At 62.1% G+C, this 18,835-nt stretch carries 17 protein-coding genes; 11 read left to right on the forward strand and 6 right to left on the reverse strand.

Annotated features, from left to right (window positions below):
- Window positions 1–15: 15 nt before the first annotated feature.
- The 4 genes from pgl to LC298_RS00720 all read left to right on the forward strand — a co-directional run bounded on the left by pgl (window position 16) and on the right by LC298_RS00720 (window position 4,552).
- Window positions 16–729 (forward strand): 6-phosphogluconolactonase, encoded by a 714-nt coding sequence (gene pgl / locus LC298_RS00705; RefSeq protein ID WP_131565915.1) that lies wholly within the window; start codon window positions 16–18, stop codon window positions 727–729.
- Window positions 730–775: 46 nt separating this feature from the next.
- Window positions 776–2,599 carry a phosphogluconate dehydratase gene (gene edd / locus LC298_RS00710; protein WP_131565568.1) on the forward strand — a complete coding sequence of 608 codons (1,824 nt, stop codon included), beginning with the start codon at window positions 776–778 and terminating at the stop codon, window positions 2,597–2,599.
- A 321-nt stretch (window positions 2,600–2,920) separates the two neighbouring features.
- Window positions 2,921–4,186, forward strand: coding sequence for a sensor histidine kinase (locus tag LC298_RS00715; RefSeq protein WP_131565566.1), 1,266 nt, complete (start codon window positions 2,921–2,923; stop codon window positions 4,184–4,186).
- A gap of 15 nt (window positions 4,187–4,201) precedes the next feature.
- On the forward strand, window positions 4,202–4,552 hold the full coding sequence (locus LC298_RS00720; RefSeq protein WP_131565564.1) for a response regulator: 351 nt from the start codon (window positions 4,202–4,204) through the stop codon (window positions 4,550–4,552).
- 8 nt (window positions 4,553–4,560) lie between these two features.
- On the opposite strand, the gene LC298_RS00725 is transcribed toward LC298_RS00720, so the two are convergent.
- The 3 genes from LC298_RS00725 to LC298_RS00735 form a co-directional block, all read right to left on the reverse strand.
- Entirely contained in the window at window positions 4,561–5,523 is a 963-nt protein-coding gene (locus tag LC298_RS00725) for a GlxA family transcriptional regulator (protein ID WP_131565562.1), read from the reverse strand.
- 39 nt (window positions 5,524–5,562) lie between these two features.
- On the reverse strand, window positions 5,563–6,462 hold the full coding sequence (gene folD / locus LC298_RS00730; RefSeq protein WP_131565560.1) for a bifunctional methylenetetrahydrofolate dehydrogenase/methenyltetrahydrofolate cyclohydrolase FolD: 900 nt from the start codon (window positions 6,460–6,462) through the stop codon (window positions 5,563–5,565).
- Between the two features lie 107 nt (window positions 6,463–6,569).
- Window positions 6,570–8,882 (reverse strand): GNVR domain-containing protein, encoded by a 2,313-nt coding sequence (locus tag LC298_RS00735; RefSeq protein WP_131565558.1) that lies wholly within the window; start codon window positions 8,880–8,882, stop codon window positions 6,570–6,572.
- A gap of 179 nt (window positions 8,883–9,061) precedes the next feature.
- Here LC298_RS00735 and LC298_RS00740 point away from each other — a divergent pair, with 179 nt between their 5' ends.
- Window positions 9,062–10,330 (forward strand): lipopolysaccharide biosynthesis protein, encoded by a 1,269-nt coding sequence (locus tag LC298_RS00740; protein WP_131565556.1) that lies wholly within the window; start codon window positions 9,062–9,064, stop codon window positions 10,328–10,330.
- A 15-nt stretch (window positions 10,331–10,345) separates the two neighbouring features.
- Here LC298_RS00740 and LC298_RS00745 read toward each other — a convergent pair whose 3' ends face one another.
- From LC298_RS00745 to LC298_RS00755, 3 genes are all read right to left on the reverse strand, one after another.
- Window positions 10,346–11,221, reverse strand: coding sequence for a DUF6492 family protein (locus LC298_RS00745; RefSeq protein ID WP_131565554.1), 876 nt, complete (start codon window positions 11,219–11,221; stop codon window positions 10,346–10,348).
- Window positions 11,214–11,996: a WecB/TagA/CpsF family glycosyltransferase gene (locus LC298_RS00750; RefSeq protein WP_131565552.1), complete on the reverse strand. Its 783-nt coding sequence runs from the start codon at window positions 11,994–11,996 to the stop codon at window positions 11,214–11,216. The genes LC298_RS00745 and LC298_RS00750 overlap by 8 nt, the downstream gene beginning before the upstream one ends.
- Before the next feature lie 100 nt (window positions 11,997–12,096).
- Window positions 12,097–13,269 carry a glycosyltransferase gene (locus tag LC298_RS00755; protein ID WP_131565551.1) on the reverse strand — a complete coding sequence of 391 codons (1,173 nt, stop codon included), beginning with the start codon at window positions 13,267–13,269 and terminating at the stop codon, window positions 12,097–12,099.
- Between the two features lie 153 nt (window positions 13,270–13,422).
- On the opposite strand from LC298_RS00755, the gene LC298_RS00760 reads away from it, so the two are divergent.
- The 6 genes from LC298_RS00760 (at window position 13,423) to LC298_RS00785 (ending at window position 18,833) form a co-directional block, all read left to right on the forward strand.
- Window positions 13,423–14,418 carry a glycosyltransferase family 2 protein gene (locus LC298_RS00760; RefSeq protein ID WP_131565549.1) on the forward strand — a complete coding sequence of 332 codons (996 nt, stop codon included), beginning with the start codon at window positions 13,423–13,425 and terminating at the stop codon, window positions 14,416–14,418.
- Window positions 14,387–15,697 carry an O-antigen ligase family protein gene (locus LC298_RS00765; protein ID WP_131565548.1) on the forward strand — a complete coding sequence of 437 codons (1,311 nt, stop codon included), beginning with the start codon at window positions 14,387–14,389 and terminating at the stop codon, window positions 15,695–15,697. Before LC298_RS00760 ends, LC298_RS00765 begins: the two co-directional genes overlap by 32 nt.
- 70 nt (window positions 15,698–15,767) lie before the next feature.
- A complete protein-coding gene (proC, locus tag LC298_RS00770; RefSeq protein WP_131565546.1) occupies window positions 15,768–16,589 on the forward strand; it encodes a pyrroline-5-carboxylate reductase in 822 nt (273 codons plus the stop codon).
- A gap of 6 nt (window positions 16,590–16,595) precedes the next feature.
- Entirely contained in the window at window positions 16,596–17,210 is a 615-nt protein-coding gene (locus LC298_RS00775; protein ID WP_131565544.1) for a glutathione S-transferase family protein, read from the forward strand.
- Window positions 17,211–17,316: 106 nt separating this feature from the next.
- Window positions 17,317–18,132 (forward strand): ABC transporter ATP-binding protein, encoded by an 816-nt coding sequence (locus tag LC298_RS00780; RefSeq protein WP_131565542.1) that lies wholly within the window; start codon window positions 17,317–17,319, stop codon window positions 18,130–18,132.
- Window positions 18,132–18,833, forward strand: coding sequence for an ABC transporter ATP-binding protein (locus LC298_RS00785; protein WP_131565540.1), 702 nt, complete (start codon window positions 18,132–18,134; stop codon window positions 18,831–18,833). Before LC298_RS00780 ends, LC298_RS00785 begins: the two co-directional genes overlap by 1 nt.
- The last annotated feature ends 2 nt before the right edge of the window (window positions 18,834–18,835 follow it).

Raw genomic sequence — 18,835 nt, forward strand, 5'->3', positions numbered from 1 at the left:
GACTTGAAGACCGCCATGGAGGAAACCGCGAGAGGGGTTCATCGCCATTCCTATCCGGATCGTGACGCCCTGGCGGTGGCCCTCGCCGCCGGAATAGCGGCCGTCCTTGCAGGGTCCGTTGCGGAAAAGGGCCAGGCGACGCTCGCAGTTTCGGGCGGCTCGACGCCGCGAAAATTGTTCGATGTACTCTCCCGGACTGCCATAGAATGGGACAGGGTGACGGTGATATTGGTGGACGAGCGGATCGTGCCGGCTGATCACGAGCGCGCAAACCAGCGCCTTGTGCGCGAAACGTTGCTTCGGGACCGCGCCGCCAAGGCACATTTCGTAGCCTACGAGACATCGCTCGCTTCGCCGGGCGCCAATGCCGAAAAGAGCGAAGAGATTTTCGCCGGACTTTCATGGCCGATAGACGCAGTGGTGCTCGGCATGGGAACGGATGGGCATACCGCCTCGTTCTTTCCTGGCGGCGACCGGCTCGCCGACGCCCTCGACGCCGAACACAACAGCCGGGTGCTGCCGATGCAGGCCGAAGGTGCCGGTGAAACCCGCCTGACGCTGACGCTGCCGGCTCTGCTCGAAACCAAGTTTCTCGCGCTTCATATCGAAGGTGCGGAAAAAGCCGCCGTGTTCGATACGGCCCTGTCCGGGTCGAACGCCTCCGAAATACCCGTGCGCGCGGTCCTTTATCAGGATCGGACGCCGGTACACGTTTTCTGGGCGCCATAAAGCGTCCGTATGCCTGAGCTTTGTCTTTTTCCGTGGAGCTGGATCCATGACCGCCTATGATGTCCACAAGACCGTCGCCGAAGTCACCGAGCGGATTCGCGAGCGCTCGCGAAAGAGCCGGGAGGTCTATCTCGAGCGACTCGCCGATCGTGCGGCCAAAGGTCCGAAGCGCTCGACGCTGTCCTGCGGCAACCTCGCGCACGGGTTTGCTGCCTGCGGACCGCGCGACAAGGCGGCCCTCAAGGGCGATGTGGTTCCCAATCTCGGCATTATCACGGCATATAACGACATGTTGTCGGCGCATCAGCCGTTCGAGACGTTTCCCGGCCTGATCAAGCAGGCGGCCCGCGAAGCAGGCGGCGTCGCCCAGGTCGCGGGGGGTGTTCCGGCGATGTGCGATGGTGTCACCCAGGGCCAGGCCGGCATGGAGCTGTCACTGTTCTCGCGCGACGTGATCGCGATGGCCGCCGCGGTCGGGCTATCGCATGACATGTTCGACGCGGCCGTCTATCTCGGTGTGTGCGACAAGATTGTTCCCGGGCTGGTGATCGCGGCGCTGACCTTCGGACACCTGCCGGCAGTGTTCATCCCGGCGGGGCCAATGCCGTCGGGATTGCCGAACGACGAAAAGGCGCGCATCCGCCAGCTCTACGCCGAAGGAAAGGTCGGCCGCGAGGAACTGCTCGAGGCCGAAAGCGCTTCCTACCACAGCCCCGGAACATGCACCTTCTACGGAACCGCGAATTCCAACCAGATGTTGATGGAGATCATGGGGCTGCACATGCCGGGTGCATCCTTCGTCAATCCGAATACGCCGCTGCGCGATGCGCTGACCCGGGAAGCCGCCAAGCGCGCCCTGGCCATAACCGCGCTCGGAAACGAGTTCACGCCCGCCGGCGAGATGATCGACGAGCGTTCTATCGTGAATGGCGTGATCGGCCTGCATGCGACTGGCGGATCGACCAACCACACGATCCACCTGATTGCCATGGCCGCCGCAGCCGGCATCAAGCTCACCTGGCCGGACATTTCCGACCTGTCGGACGTCACGCCGCTGCTGGCGCGCGTCTATCCGAACGGGCTCGCGGACGTGAACCATTTCCACGCCGCCGGCGGTCTCGGTTTCATGATCCGCGAATTGGCCTCCGGCGGAATGCTTCACCGGGACGTGCGCACCGTCTTCGGGCAGGGACTCGAACCTTACATGGTGGAAGCGAAGCTCGACGGCGATACGGTAGCCCGGAGCCCCGCTCCCGAATTGTCGGGCGACGAGAAAGTACTCTCGCCCATTTCCAGGCCCTTCCAGCCCAATGGCGGGCTCAAGATGCTGGCTGGCAATCTGGGCAAGGCGGTTATCAAGATCTCGGCGGTCAAGCCGGAGCGCCACGTGATCGAAGCGCCAGCCGTCATTTTCCACAGTCAGGAAGAACTGCTCGAGGCTTTCCGCAAGGGCGAGCTTGAGAAGGACTTCGTCGCCGTGATCCGCTTTCAGGGACCGAAGGCCAATGGCATGCCGGAACTGCATAAGCTGACGCCGCCACTGGGCGTGCTGCAGGACCGTGGCTACAAGGTAGCTCTGGTGACCGATGGCCGCATGTCCGGCGCCTCCGGCAAAGTCCCCTCTGCCATCCACGTAACGCCCGAGGCGCTCGATGGCGGGCCGATCGGCAAGGTTCGCGCCGGCGACATTGTGCGGGTGGATGCCGAAAACGGGACGCTAGCCGTCGTGACCGACGCCGAGGATTTCGAAGTGCGGGAGCCCGCGACGGCGGACCTCACCGGAAACGCCTTTGGTGTGGGACGTGAACTGTTCGGTACATTCCGCGCCGTCGCCGGCCGTGCCGACGCAGGTGCGAGCGCGTTCGGTTAACAGTCGTTCGCCCACGCGAGCACTTGAGCGCCCATTCGCATTGTAAACGGAGCCCGGGCGTCCCATCGAGCCTTATGGCCATCCCTTGACGCGGGGGGGCGGGAACGGCATCTCGTCGAGGCACTCTTCCCCCACGCAGCCACTGCAGACAGAGAGCCGCCGAAACCCGCGAGCCGCTCTCGCCTGGGTCGACCGGGCTCCCATCACACTCTCAACACCTTTTGTATTCATCCGTGACGGGACTTTCGCGCTCTCTGCCGATCTGGTAGGGCGCACCGACCTATCAAGAGGAACGCCACCATCAAAGCCGCGACGCAACGCATGTTAGGGCTTTTTGCCATCATCGCGCTGCTTGTCGCGCTGATGATCTGGGTTGCGATCGAGACGACACGGACCTTCCGGATCGAACAGGCGGCGCGTCATCAGGTGGAACTGACGTCCGCTGTTCTGATCGAAGTCAATAGAGCGTACTCGGCAGTGATCAACGCAGAGACGGCGCAGCGCGGCTTTGTTTTGACCGAACGGTCCGACTATCTCGAGCCCTACGAAACCGCGAGCGCAACATTTGCCGGTGCGATCGAAAATCTGCGCGGTCTTCTGGCCGGCGCAGCGACCGAAACGCAGAAGAGCCTCGTAGACAAGCTTGAGTCGCTCGGAAACGACAAGTTTTCCGAACTTTCCTTGACCATTGCCTTTGTCAAAGGCGGGAAAAGCGACGAGGCCCTCGCGGTGGTCAACACCGATCGCGGCAAGGAGATCATGGACAGGTTCCGAGTGGTGATCCGCCAACTGGAAGCCTACGAGCAAGGCATTCTCGTGTCGGCGCTGGAGCGCGCCAAAAGGGCTCAGGACCGGTATTCCCTCATGTTCCTTCTGCTCGGGTCCGGCGTCGTGTTGCTCTTCGGGATGCTGCTCTTTCAGGGATGGCGCACAGCCAGGCTCGCGCAGGTGGAGGGGAACCTCGAGGCCGTCGAGACTGAGAAGGCGAAAACCGAGTTGCTCGCCCGCGAACTCAATCACCGCGTGAAGAATCTCTTTGCGATCGTGCTCTCGCTGATTCGCAATTCCGGGCGCGAGGAAACGGATGCTCGCGAAGCAACGAAGAAAATTCACGAACGCGTGTACGCTCTGGCCAGGGCGCACGAGCTTACGGCCACCATCGATGGACCGGGCAGAACCACCTTGGACGACCTCGTTTCGGCCGTCGCCCTGCCCTACATATCCAGCGAGGACGCGATCTCAATCGACGGGCCGCCGGTGCCGGTCTCCGCCGAGCAGGTTACGCCTCTCGGGCTCATCATCAACGAATTGGCAACCAATGCGGTCAAATATGGGGCTTGGGCCGAGGGCCAAGACGGCAGGGTCTCCATTTCCTGGAACCATGATGGAGGAGACGGATTGTCTCTCAGATGGAGTGAACGCCACAATGGCGCCGCTGATAGCCAGGAAATCGACGAGGGTTTTGGATCATCATTGATGCGGCTGAGCACGCAACAGTTGGGCGGTGAAATGAAGCGGACCTTGAAGGACGGCCAGCTCTTCTGGAGTCTCGACTTCAAACTCGCGGATGGAACCAAAGAGCGGTAGGCGCGTTTGCGAAAGATGCTGGACCATTGCTCAATCTTGGTCGCGGAAGACGAGGGTCTTATCGCGCTTGACCTGCAGATGACGCTCGAAGACGAGGGCGCAACGGTTGTCGGACCGTATTCCACCGTGGAATCGTGCCTCGACGCAGTGGAGAAACAGTCGTTCGATTTCGCCATTCTCGACGTCAATCTGAGGGGCCGGAACGTGTTTCCCGTCGCGGAAAAACTGATACGGCGCGGTATCCCCTTCGTCTTTCACACCGGCCATGGCGACCGCATCGAACTGTTGAAGAAGTTCCCGGATGCCAAGGTCTACCGCAAGCCAACCGAAATTCACCACCTCATCGAGAACTTGGCGAGTCGCTAGCTGACCCTTTAGTAGCTCGTACGCCGTTCGTCGCTTGGTGCACGACCGAACTGCAGGCGGTAACTCTGCGCGAAGTAGCTGTGCGAAGTGAACCCCGTGGACAGCGCGACTTCAAGTATAGGGATGTTCGTCTGCCGTAGTAGCTGTCGCGCGCGCTCCAGCCGCAGCGTCATGTAATATCTGCCGGGCGTCGAACTGAGGTGGCGTAGAAAAAGGCGCTCGACTTGGCGCACCGACAATTGCACGGATTCCGCAAGTTCGCCGGCCGTTAGCGGCTGTTCCAGATTTTCGGCCATAAGTTCGGTCACGCGGCGCAACTTTTCGGACTTGCCTGTCAGGTCCGGCTCCTGGCCGACCCGCTGCCTGTCCTGGTGGCTGCGGATGCGCTCGTGCTGAAACTGGTTCGCGACCTTGTTTGCCAGTTCCGATCCGAAATCGCTGCGGACGATCTCGAGCATCAGGTCCACCGATGTTGTTCCCCCCGCCGACGTGTAGCGTTTCCGGTCGATCTCGTAGACGTTTCCCGTGCACTCGATATGCGGAAAGCGCTCGCGAAAGGACGCCCGGTTCTCCCAATGGATCGTGCAACGGTGTCCTTCGAGCTGTCCCGCCTCGGCAAGTGTGTGACTGCCGATCGATATGCCGCCAAGCGAGACACCCCGGCGGCCCGACGTCCTCAGCATGTTGATGATCTTGGACTTGCCCTCGAACTCGGTCGTCAGCCCCGCCACGACGAAGATGATGTCGCTGGCAGGCATTGTTTCAACGCTGTATGCGGCCTTGATCGTGAGGTCGTTGGAAGCGGCGACCGGCTCGCCGTCATGGGAGACGGTGCCCCAGCTGTAATAGCTGGTGTCGCTCATCCTGTTGGCCGACCGGAACACGTCGATCGCCGCCGCAAGGCAAAACATCGGGAATTTGTCCGCAAGGACAAATGAAAAATGGCGCGCGGGCGGTGCGTCGGAGGTCATGAGCGCGCGCTATATCGCACCGTACTCCCGCGCGGAAGCCTAGAAAGAGGGAGGCTGCTCGCCGGCCGCGCGATAGGCGGACGTCACGGCATTGGCCATCAGCATGGCGATCGTCATCGGCCCCACACCTCCGGGAACCGGCGTGATTGCGCTTGCGACCTTCTCGGCTTCACCATAGGCGACGTCGCCGACCAGCCTTGTCTTGCCCTCTCCCCGCTCTGGCGCGTCGATGCGGTTGATGCCGACATCTATGACCACCGCTCCGGGCTTGATCCAGTCGCCGCGCACCATTTCCGGGCGGCCGACCGCCGCCACCAGTACGTCTGCAGTCCGGCATACCGCCGCAAGATCGGGCGTGCGGGAATGCGCAATCGTCACCGTCGCATTGGCGGCGAGAAGGAGATTGGCCATAGGCTTGCCGACGATGTTGGAGCGGCCGACGACCACCGCCGTCTTTCCGGACAGTTCCTTGCCGATGGTCCGTTCTATCAGCAACATCGAGCCCGCCGGGGTACACGGTACGAATGCCGTCTCCCGCTCGCCCGTGCCCAGCTTGCCGACATTGATGAAGTGAAAGCCGTCGACGTCCTTTTCCGGCGAAATGGTCTGGATCACGCGTCCGGCATCCATGTGGGCGGGAAGCGGCAACTGGACAAGGATGCCGTGTATGGACGGATCGTCGTTTAGCCGACCGACCAGATCGATCAGTTCGTCGCCGCTCGCGTCTTCCGGCAGGCGGTGCTCAACCGAGTGAAAGCCGCATTCCTTGGCCATGCGCCCCTTGGACGCAACATATACCTGGCTGGCCGGGTCGTCGCCAACGATAACGACTGCAAGGCCCGTCTTGGTGCCGGTCTTTTCCCTCAGCGCGTCAGCGGCACGCTTGACCCTTTCGATCACCTCGGCCGCCACCGCCTTGCCGTCAATTCGCTCAGCCATCTGTTTTCCCGACTCCAAATGCCCGCGGACATTTGCACGGCTCAAAGCTGAATGAAAAGCTTGAAGCGTCCTGTCGTGACGGATTTGGACCACTTGCAGCCGAAGGGTCAGGCGACGCGGCGTCCCCCGTTCGACCGGCGACGAACCAGCGCTTCGACGGTTTCGCGGATTTCGCGAATGGATCGACGCAGTTCTCCCAGTTCCCCGTCATCGGGGCGTGCGGGGTCGGCATGCGCATTCACCGGCTGAGCGGACCCGGCAGCGGGCGTGACTGCGGACGGTGGAGCTCCATGCTGTACCGGAGGCGCATAGGGATATGGATAGAACGAATGATGCTGGCCGGCGACCGGGTAGGATGGCGCATAGGGCTGCGGCATAGGTGGATAGGGCATCACCGCAGCGGGTCCATAAAAGCCTGGCACCTGAGTGGGAAATCCAGCCGGATGCATCCACCCTCGCTGATAATCGGCGCTCTGCCAGGGCTGCGTCGGGTAGGGCTGATGAGGATAGTGAAAGGCGTACATTTCGTGCGCTCCTGCGGATTGCGCGGTATCGGGCCGCTTCAATTCTTCTGACGTTTTTCCATGCCCCGGTGCTTCACCTGCAGCAGTGGCAATGGTCGAACCGCGTTCCTCACCGCGCTGGCGCAATGCCTCCACGATCCGATGCGTGGAGGATTGGCGTCGGCGGCGTCTGCCGCCTTCGCGCCCGTCCGGGCCGCCGGCAAAGGTCTGCCGCAGCGCGGAGAGAAATGCGAGCGTGATTCCGGTGAAGAAGCCAACGATGCCAAATCCGGCGGCAACGATCTTGCGCGACGGGGTCGATGGATCCTCGGGAACCTCGGCCGGAGCGATGATCTTCACATTGGTCGAACCGAGCGCCTCGATCTCGCCGGTCTCGCGGGCCCTCAACAAAAACGCCTCGTAGATCTGGCGTGCGGTTGCCAGACTTCGCTCGAGTTCACGCAGGCGGATCTGCGAATCGTTGTTGCTCACCGACTCCGCCTTCAATTCCGCAAGCGAGGCGGCAAGCGCCTGCTCGTTTTGCACGGCGCGGCGCAGATCGGCCTGCGTGCCTGACACGATACGCCGGACTTCGGCCGAGATTTCGTTTTCAAGCGAGGCCAGCGCGGCCTTGGCGTCGGTCAGTCTGGGATGTCGCGGCCCGAGTGCGTTTTCGAGGGAGGCGATCTGCTGCTTGAGCGTCCCGTGCTGGGTGCGCAGGGCGCTGAGGGAGGAGGAAGTGATGTCCTGCGGCAATCCGCCAGCGATGACCGATGGTGCATCAACTTCCCTTGCGGCTTCGGCTCGTGACTTGGCGGCGATCGTCGAAGCCCTCGCCTCGGCGAGTTGAGCGGTCACCGCAGCCAACTGGTCGTCAGTCACGAGACGCCCGCCCGGGCCGATCAGGCCGCTTTGCGCGCGATAGGTTTCGAGTGCCTGTTCGGCTTCCTCGACATCTGCGCGCAGATCGCCAATACGAGCGCCGAGAGCCCTCGAAGCGTCACGCGCTGTCTCCGACGTGAGTTGCTCCTGCTGGTCGATGAACGCGGCGGTCAATTCGTTGGCGAGACGCGCGGATTTCGCCGGATCACGCGACTCGACGCCCACCTGAATGACGAAGGTACGATTGGTGCGCTTCGCCCACAGACTGTCGCGAAGATTCTTGATCGCCTCGTGATCGCGTTCTTCCACACCATCGCTGCTGGACAGTAGTGAAAGGACGTCCCTGAACGACTGAACGACGCCGCCAAAGGCCTTCGTTGTGCCGTTGAATTCCGGATCCTGGTCAAGGTTGGTCCTATCGACAACCTTGCGGAGGACGCTCGGCGCCCTGATCAGCTCCAGTTTACTGTCGACGATGGCGAGCGCCGCCTCGTTGGAGAGGAAATCCGGTGCGACATCGCGGCCCACCAGCTTTACCTCGCGCGGATCGACAAGTATCTGCGAAAAGGCGGTGTATTTATGCGGCGTCGAGAGGGCGACCAGCGCCCCCAGCGCAAAACCCGCGACAGCTATTCCGATAATCCGATAGCGCCAGTCCCAGATCGTGCCGGCCAGTAGGGCTGGATCGATCAACGGCTGAAACTCACCGTTGTCCCTTGGCTTCCTATCGCGCACGGCGACCCGGGCGGATTCATCTGCGACAGGAGAATCGGAAATGGCTGCTCTCGGTTCCTCTCCGCGCGCACCCTGCGCGGCAAGTTCGGCCAGAATCGGATTGGATTTTTTCGTCTCGCGGGCGGCGCGCGCCTTCCGGTGGCGGTCGGCGGCGTCAGCCAAACGCGCCGGGGTAGCGCCGAGACCTGTGACCGAGGGACCATCAGAACTGCTCTTCCGCGTGGCCGACCCCGCGCCGGCAAGCGAGAGCAATGGCGGAATTTTTCTGCGCTTCCTGTGGTCGCTGTAGGGTCGGGACATCTCGCACCGGTTAGAAATTCGCGCGGCGCACGGCGCGCTCGCGAGGGGTAAACACAACCTAAAATTTCAGGGATAACAAAAGATTAAACCCCAACCTCCCGGCTGTGAAATTCAACCGGCCTCTGCCTGCGGGCCGCTTGCCGGAACCTCGCCTTAAGGCTTTCGTGCTACCGAGCGGCATGAGCAGCGTTCTATCGAACACCCGTTACGGCGAGCCGGTTGGCGACCTCCTGCGAAAATATTTCGCCGTGTTCAGCGGAGACGGCATCCGCGTGTTCATCCAGCTCGTGTATTTCTATCTCGTCGCCAACACGCTTTCGCTTTCCGAATTCGGGCTGTTCGCGACCGCGTCGGCGACGGGAATCGTCCTGTCGCGCATCGCCGCGATCGGCTTCATATCGCCCCTTTACCGCATCGCGACCGTCAAGCCGCAACTGATCGGCGTCTATACGGCGGGATACCTTGCCGCGCTCGGCCTGTCCTTGCCGCTGGTCGTTGCGGCGGGCGCCACCGTTTATCTGCTTCTGTTCGACCAGGGCATGTCGGCGCTAACCTTCGCGTTGATCGCGGGAACCGAAATCCTGCTCTGGCGAACGCTCGAGGTCGTCATTAACGTGAACAAGGGGCTGGAGCGCTTCGGCCGGGCGTCCCTGCTGATCGTGTTCGGCTTTACGATGAAAGCGCTCGCGGCAGGGCTATTGGCCATGAGCGCGTTTCCGTCTCTCGCCACGTGGGCCGCGATCTATTTCGTGACGCAGGGCATCATGGCGATGCTGGCCGTCGCGATCTTCTACCCTCGCAGGAAATTGCGGTTCAGGCCGGCGCTTTATCGCCGGCGGATTGGCGACGCGCTTGCCGTCAGCGGCTCGGACGTCTTGTTCTACGCCCAGTCCGAACTCGACAAGCTGGTCGTGCTCGCCGCCGGGGGATCGGTATCGGCGGGCCTTTATGCCATCATCATGCGCTTGATAGACCTGACCGCCATGCCGGTACGCAGTTTTTCAACGCTGCTCGTGCAACGGCTGATGCGCCGGCCTGACATGCTGGGCGGATGGAAGGCGCGTGCCTTGGTGGAAGCAGGAATCTTCGCCGTTTCGACGGCGGCAATGGCGGCGATAGTACTGGTATTCACCGTTAAACCGGACATTCTCGGTTCCAATGTTGCATCGGCCGGCGCACTCCTGGGCCTCGTTCTCCTCGTTCCTGCATTCCGCAATCTGATCGAGTACCAGGCCGAACTGCTCTACGGGCGCGGACAAAGTTTGCTGCGGATGTTCAATTACGGCGTTATCGGCGCCCTGAAGGCCGTGTTGCTGCTCGCGCTTCTCAGCCATTTCGGCAACCCCGAAGATTGGCTGATCTGGACCAACGCCGTGTTCGCCACCCTCTACGCGATAAGCTTTGCGCTGACCTACAGGGCGATGAGGAGGCCTCCGACCAGGGTTTGAAACCTTCCGGATGAACTAGGCGGCGCGGCGCTCTCCGCCGATGGCGGCCCGGAAATCTTCCGCGGGCATCGGCAGGAATGACTGAACCCCGACGGCAACCTGCCTCTCCTCGAGGTCGTCCAGCATTGCTCTCACCTCGTTTCGGCTCGGCGCCGGCTGAAACCATTTCATCGAGCACAGGGTTACCGGATCGTGGAAATGACCCGCTCCGTCGAGGACGCCGTCCACATAGGCTCCATAGATCATGCATTCGGAAAAACTGCGCGTCGCGCCGAGAATGGAGACCCATGAACGGCCATGCTCTCGTTCCATGTGGGCGCACATGTCAACGACTGTCTGGCGCTTCCAAGTAACGATCGAACTGACATAATTGTGGTTGAGGCCGGCCGGATCGCCTAGGCCGAACGCCCTTGCTGCGTGCGCGGCCCAATGGAGATGGGCGTCCTTTGCCGCCAACGCGCCTTCATTCTCGCGGTAGAGCCGTATCGAATCGTCGTTCCAGATCTCCTGGACGTCGAACGGACGGACGAAGGCTGTGTCGGAATCACAATAAAGCAACCCGTCGACATCGAGGCGAAGGGCAGCGGCAATGCGCTTGATCTGCTGAACGTGCCAACCGTGCAGCGGCACGGTCAGAGGGCTGAGCCAGATGCGCCGGCCGCCGGGCGAAAGCATCGACGGAATGCGCCGCATCCACCACGGAAGAAGCTCTGCTTCTGTGAGTATTTTTCGCTTGGGGCCCTCAAGTTGCGCGAAAAGCTCCTTGTCGGGCATGTCGACAAGAAGATAGTGGCATTCAAAACCGGTAACTAGCCGGTCGATGGTCTCGCACAGGATCGCGCAACGCTCGAAATCGGGGGCATAGCTTGCCGTTATGATCGCGTTACGCATGAGATTGTCCCGTCTTTCCGACCATCTTCTGACGTAACACGCGCGCGAGAAAAACCGGGTTTCCTACAAGATACCGCTTCCATAGCCGCCCGGGCTCCCGGGTGAGACGGTACATCCATTCCATCCGAATGGCCCTGATCCAACGCGGCGCACGTGGAACCGTCCCCGTTACCAGGTCGAACAGTGCGCCAATGCCCAGAGGAACGATGCAATGCCGCTCGTCAATTCTTTGAGCGATCCAGAGTTCCTGTTTGGGAACGCCGAGAGCGACAAGCAATATGTCCGGTCGCCAGGCCTCGAGCGCGTTCAAAACCTCGGCCTCCTGGATCGGGTCGACATAGCCATGTTGAAGCACCCGATATTCGTGACGCGGGGCGATTTCGTGAAAGCGCGTTGCAGCTCGCGCCGCTACGCCGGGCTTTCCCCCGAACAAACCCACTCGCAAGCGGTCTGGCGCCGCGCGCAACAAGTCGGGCACGAAATCCGTGCCGTTCAGATTTGCGCGAAATCGCTGGCCGTGAAGAATTCTCGCGGCAATATCGACGCCGATGCCGTCCGACAGGACGGTGAAACCGTCCAGCGCCTCCCGAAAGGCGGGATCGGTTTCCGCCACATTGGCATTGTGGGCATTGAGAAACGTAATCGGAGTGTATCTGGAAGCCGCGATCCGCTCATGAACGAAATCGAGAGCCTCTTCGCGCGTGAAGTCGCGCACTTCGACCCCGACGATTTCGCGGGCGGGCCCCTCTTCGTTCACCGTTACTGTCTGCAACATCTGCCACCATTCGCCGCTCCCTGGAGAGAAACGGCTTACCCGCACAGACTACGGCTTATAGCCGAGAAGCCTTGTAATACCCTTAAGGAAGAGGCTGCCATTAGAGCGAAGATTTGATGACGAAGCCAAGCGCGAACCGAAGAACCTCGTCCATTCGCTCCTGCTGCGTGGCCCGGAACACACGGCCGTCAACATCCTTGACCGTTCCCGTGCGCTGCCCGACCACATGGCTCTGAAGCTGCTCGGCAAAGCCGGCCGCATCGTCGGCCTGCAGGAGATTGTCCGGCTTTTCGGCAATACCCCGCAAGGAAGACGGCGTCGCTACCGCCGGGAGTCCGAGTTCGAGGGTTTCGATCGTCTTCAACTGGATCCCGGTTCCCGCGCGTGAGGCAAGCGAAATAACCCGACACTGGCGCATGAATTCCTTGGCATCGTCCACCCTGCCGAGAAAGCGCACACGAGGATCGCGCTGCGGGAAGCCCGAAGGCAATTTCCCGGCAATGGCGATCGACAGATCCGGGTGCAGGCGAGGAACCACATTTTGAAGAAACCATTCGAGGCCGATCCGGTTCGGCGCCCAGGTCCAGGTTCCGATCATTCCGGTGTCGAAGGCTGGCGTACGGGGCTTGCCGGCATTCGGAGCCGCCGGTGTTGTCAACGGCACCGACCGGACCCGTGCGCTGTCCGATAGGCCAAGCGGGGCGATGTCGTCATCCGCCAGGGTCAGGACGAACTGCGCCTTGTCGCAGAGCCGGCGCTCGAGCGCCTTCAGCACTGATGCTTCGCGGCGAAACAGCAGGCGTTCGACCGGCGATGCCGCCTCACCGGCATTTTGTGCAGCGGATACGTGCTCGACATTGTGCGCGACGAAGATGAAAGGTCTGCTGGTGAGGATTTCCTCGAAGGCCCCGGCGAGAGGGGCGCCGTTCAGGACAAACCCGTCAAACGGGCCGATGGACGCGATGGCTTCGCGCAGCTTGTCCTGCGAAACGATGCGCAGCTTCGCGGAGGAGAATGTCAGTCCGCCGGCAACCGCCTTGCCCAGCCAGCGAAGCTTCTGCGGCAGGGACGAGGTATCCGTCTTTACGTCGACCTCGCCAAGACACACGGAATTTTCCGGGTAGCTCAGCGACGCGTCCGGCCATTTGAACCCGAGAAGCGTGACCTTGACGCCAACGCGGCGCAATCCCTCGATGATCGCCTGATTGGCGATCTCAAAACCGCTTTCGGGGGGACCGGATGGAATGAGTGACGATACTAAGACCAGATGCATAAGCACTCCTGCGGTGGCGCGGGGCTCTACCATCGATTGCTGAACCACCGCTTAATCGGACGGAAGGTGTTTGGTTTACAAGCCGTAAACGTTCCTTAACCGGTTTCTGCTTCGCTGCGTGAACAAGCGCGCCGACACCGGACGGACCAATCCTTGAAACAGAGACTCGCCGACAACATCTCGCTCGCCGGGCAGACCCCGGGACTCGACGCCGCGGCGGTGGAAATTGCCGTCACCGTGCCAACCTTCCGGCGGCCCGACCACCTTTTGCGCACGCTCGACAGCCTTCGAGCTCAGAAAACCAGCCGCCCCTTCGCCGTGATCGTCATGGAAAACGACGCCGAGGGGGGCGCGGGCGCCGAGGCCGCCGCGCCCCGTTTCCAGTCAGGTGCCGACAACGGCCTCGTTGTGATCGCCCATGAACGCGGCAATTGCCATGCGTACAATGCCGGCTGGTTCACCGCCTTCACGCTCTTTCCGAACTTGCGATACCTCGCCGTCATTGACGACGACGAAATCGCCGATCCCAACTGGATCGAGCAGCTTTGCGCCACCTCCGAACGGCTTGACTGCGCCCTCGTCGGCGGGCCGCAGATTGCCGTGTTCGAGGGCGATGTGCGTGGCGACTGGCAGACGCATCCCGTCTTTACCCCGCATCACAACGAGACCGGGCCCGTCCCGGTGATCTATTCATCCGGCAATCTCCTCGTTCGCAGTGACGTGCTCAGAGCGATGCCGCAGCCGTTCCTCGATCCCCGGTTCAATTTCACCGGGGGCGGCGACTCCGACTTCATCCAACGGGCGCGCACCAAGGGGTTCCGCATCGCGTGGTGCAACGAGGCAATCGTGCGCGAGACCGTTCCCGAGCGCCGCGTCACATGGTCGTGGATTCAGGCACGATCCCTGCGCAACGGCATGCTGAGTGCGGCGATCGAACACCGGAGGCGCGCCGGAGACGTCTTCGGCCGGACGCGAACGATCGCCAAAAGCCTGGCGTTGCTCGCCGCGGCGCCACCGCGGTTCGCCGTCCGCTTCGCCAGCACCGGCTCGCTGTTGCCATCACTCTACCCGGTTCATGTTGCGCTCGGACGGATCATGTCCGAGTTCGGATACGCCAATGAACAATATCGCGATCCCGAGAAGAACTGAGGCCGGCTTCACACCGCGCCGGGGCGTTGAGGTCAGATCGCTGCTGGCCTTTGCGGTGCTGGCGGTGGCGTGGATTTCGTTCTCCCCGTTCGATGTCGCATCCCTCTCCGATACGGAATCTGCGTCCGACGGAAAACTGATCAACCAGATCGGGTACACCGCCGTCAGCGCCGCCGCTGTTCTCGCATTGCTGACGATGACCGGCCGCGAAGTCGCATCGCGAATGCTCAGCCTCGGCTGGATCGCAATGTTCGTCTTGCTCGTCATTTCCGGTTACACAGCCGCGGATCCGGATGACGCAGTGCGGTCGACGCTGTTTACCATCATCGCGACCGTGATGGCGGCCACGGCCTTTGCCCTGCCCAACAACGCCAGAGCGCTTTCGGCCGCGCTGGCAACTGCCTGCGCGGCCGTACTGATACTCTCCTATGCAGGCGTCCTGATCTATCCTGAGGCCGCAATTCATACGGCCGAAGGGGTTGAAGCGAACCACTCGGGGTTGTGGCGGGGAATCTTCACCCACAAGAACACCGCCGGGCCGGTCATGGCGGCGATCGCGTTTTCTGGCATTTACCTTACACGGCGCGGTTGGCGTCTCCCCGGCGCGATCATTGCGCTCGCCGCGATCGTGTTTGTCTGGAACACCGGATCCAAGACGAGCACGGCGCTGGTGCCGGCGATCATCGTGCTTGTGATGGTGCCGTCGCTCGTCGGCATGCGGTTCCTCGCGGCAAGCGCCATCATCTTCTCCGTGGTGTCGATCTACGCCCTGACCATCGGAACGGTTTTCGTTCCGTCGTTCGACGCAATTCTTCGCGGCTTCAACGAAACCACCACCTTTACCGGCCGCATCGAGATCTGGGAGTTCGCGCGCGATTTCGTAACACGACATCCGTGGACCGGGTTTGGCTACGACAGTTTCTGGGGCGAGGCCGTCACGGAAAATGCCGAGCAGGCCTTCGACAGCACGTGGGATCCGCGCGGCATCGTTCACGGCCATAGCGGCTTTCTGGATGTCACCCTGTTCATGGGATTGCCGGCGCTGTTTCTTTCGGTGTGGCTCCTGTTGCTCGCCCCGTTGTGGCAATATCTGCGCACGCCGCCCTTCCGCGAGAACGTACTGCTTGCCGATCTCTGCCTCATGATCGTGTCGTTTATGATCATGAACTCTGCCATGGAGAGTTACTTTTTCCGAAGGGCGGACCCGATCTGGCTGACGCTGGTCGCCGCGCTGTTCGGACTGCGTCTGTGTTCGCGTTTCAAGCTCCGGTCGGAGTAGGCACCTCTTCCTCTTGCACCGCGTCACGCCTGCCTTTATCGCTGGCCGAAAGCGGAGGAACTGGCAAACGATGACCGGCAAAAACACCGTTATCCTGGCCGGATGCGGCAATATGGGCTTTGCCATGCTGAAAGGCTGGCTGGCATCGGGAGCGCTCCAGGCGGGCGACGTCTATGTGGTCGAACCCAGCGAGCAGCTTCGGAGCCGTGCCGGCGAGCTGGGGGTCAATGTCGCCGCAGGCGCAAGCGATTTGCCCCATGAACTGAACCCCGCGCTGGTCATCCTCGCCGTCAAACCGCAGGCCGTCGATGCGGTCCTGCCCGACTACGCCCGTTTCGCGGATGCGGGCAGCACGGTCGTCAGCGTGGCGGCAGGCATCACGATCGCCCGTTTCGAGGAAAAGCTCGGCGCAAACGCCGCGATCATCCGTGTCATGCCGAACACACCGGCCGCCGTGGGTGCCGGGATGATGGTGCTGTGCGCCAACAGCCGCGTCGGCGAAGCGAGCATGGAATTCGCGCGCACCCTGATGGCGGCGAGCGGCGACGTGGCGGTGATCGACGACGAGAGCCTGATGGACGCGGTCACCGCCGTTTCCGGTTCCGGACCGGCCTATCTGTTCCACATGATCGAGGCGCTCACCGAGGCCGCGCGCACCGCCGGCCTGCCGGACGAGATCGCCGCGCAGCTTGCCCGGCAGACGATCTATGGCGCCGCCGTCTACGCTCACGAGAGCGGTGTCGAACCGGGAACCCTGCGCGAGCAGGTGACCAGCCCCCAAGGGACGACCGAAGCCGCCCTGTCGGTGCTGATGAAGGACGGGCGGCTGACGAAGCTCATGACCGAAGCCGTCGAGGCCGCCCGCAAGCGGTCGGTCGAGCTCGGAAAGTAGGAATTCATGACGTATCATGTTTACGGATCGCCGCTGTCGCGCATGACGCGCGTGACATGGATGCTGGAGGAACTCGGCGAACCATACAGCCTGAACAAGGCCCGTCTCGGCACGAAGGATCTTGAGGGGCTCAACCCCTCCGGCAAGGGTCCGGTGCTCAAGGACGGCGACTTCGTGCTGACGGATTCCGCAGCGATCTGCCTTTTTCTTTCCGAGAAGCACGCCGATGCCGGGTTCGGCCCGCGCGACCCACGGGAACGCGCCCTGATGGAAAGCTGGATGCTCTATGCGCTGTCGGAATTCGAAGCGCCGATGTGGAACAAGCTGAAGCACCGGCTGCTGCTGCCGGAGGAATTGCGCAGCGAGATCGTCCCGTGGGTCCAGGCCGAATTCCGCCGCGAATGCAAGACGCTGGGGCAGCGGATCGGCGGCAACGACTACGCGATGGGCGATCGTTTCACTTGCGTCGATATCGTCCTCGGCCACTGCGGCATGTGGGCGCGCAGCGGCAAGTTCGAGATCGCGCCCGCGCATGTCGGCGCCTATTTCGATCGGGTACTCTCACGCCCGGCGTATCAGCGCGCGGTCGAGGCGGAAAAGGCGCTCAAGGCCGCGGCTTGAGGGCTTTCCCACAAATTCCGGGCGAAAGCGCCGGGTTGGAAATGTATCGGCATTGCCTTTCGGCAAGCGTCGTGCTTGACACTGCGAAAACGTAAGCCTGTCAAACATGATCGAAGTCAAATCCGTCTACAAGCAATTCGGCGGCGTCCACGCGGTCGAAAACGCGACTCTCAAAATCGCGCGGGGGTCGATCACCGGCCTGATCGGGCCGAACGGCGCCGGAAAGACGACCCTCTTCAACATTATCGCCGGCAATCTCCGGCCGACCAGCGGACACATCCTGCTCGACGGCGAGGACGTGACCGGCCTGCCGCCGCACGAGTTGTTCAAGAAGGGGCTGCTGCGCACGTTCCAGCTCGCGCACGAGTTCTCGACGCTCACTGTTCTGGAAAACCTGATGATGGTGCCGGACAACCAGCTCGGGGAAGGCCTGATGAATGCGTGGTTCGGCTTTGGCGAGGTCAAGCGTCAGGAAAAGCGCATTCGCGAGCGCGCCATGGAGGTGATCGAGTTCCTCAATCTTGGCCATGTCGCGCAGGAGCTGGCAGGTAATTTGTCCGGCGGCCAGAAGAAACTGATCGAACTCGGCCGCACGATGATGGTCGACGCCAAGGTCGTGCTTCTCGACGAGGTCGGCGCCGGCGTGAACCGCACGCTGCTCGGCGAGATCGGCGATGCGATCATCCGCCTGAACGAGGAGCGGGGCTACACGTTCTGCATGATCGAGCATGACATGGATTTCATCGGCAAGCTCTGCGACCCGGTGATCGTGATGGCGGAAGGAACGGTTCTGGCCGAGGGAACCGCCGACGAAGTGCGCAGCAACGAGGCGGTGATCGAGGCCTATCTCGGACGCGGACTGAAGAACAAGACGCCACGCCAGATGCAGGTCGCGGCAAGCCAGCCGGAGGCCGGGGCCTGATGTATCTGGTTGGCGAAGGCATGACCGGCGGCTACGGCGGCGGCGACATTCTCCGCGACTGCACCATCGGTGTCGAAAAGGGCGAGATCGCCGTTATCGTCGGGCCAAACGGTGCGGGAAAATCGACCGCCATGAAGGCGATGCTTGGAATGCTGCGCCTGCGGCTGGGGTCCGTCGTCCTCGACGGAAAGAACATCACGACGCTGTCGCCACAGGCGCGCGTGGCAGAGGGCATCGCCTTCGTGCCGCAAACCAACAATGTCTTTACCGGAATGAGCGTCGAGGAAAACCTCGAGATGGGCGCCTATCTGCGTCGCGACGACATCAGCGGGACGATGGAACAGGTGTTCGCTCTGTTCCCGATCCTCAAGGAAAAACGCCGGCAGGCCGCGGGCGAACTTTCGGGCGGACAGCGCCAGCAGGTGGCCGTCGGACGCGCGCTGATGACCCGGCCGACCGTGCTCATGCTTGACGAACCGACCGCCGGCGTGTCGCCGATCGTCATGGACGAGCTGTTCGACCGCATCCTTGAAGTCCGGGACACCGGTCTCGCCATCCTCATGGTCGAGCAGAACGCCCGGCAGGCGCTGAACATCGCCGATCGCGGCTATGTGCTGGTCGGCGGCGAAAACTGGCGAACGGGAACCGGCCACGAGTTGCTCGCCAATCCCGAAGTCCGCAAATCCTTCCTCGGTGGATAGAA

It is taken from the genome of Oricola cellulosilytica (genome assembly GCF_019966575.1).
GTDB classification, from domain to species: Bacteria; Pseudomonadota; Alphaproteobacteria; order Rhizobiales; family Rhizobiaceae; genus Oricola; species Oricola cellulosilytica.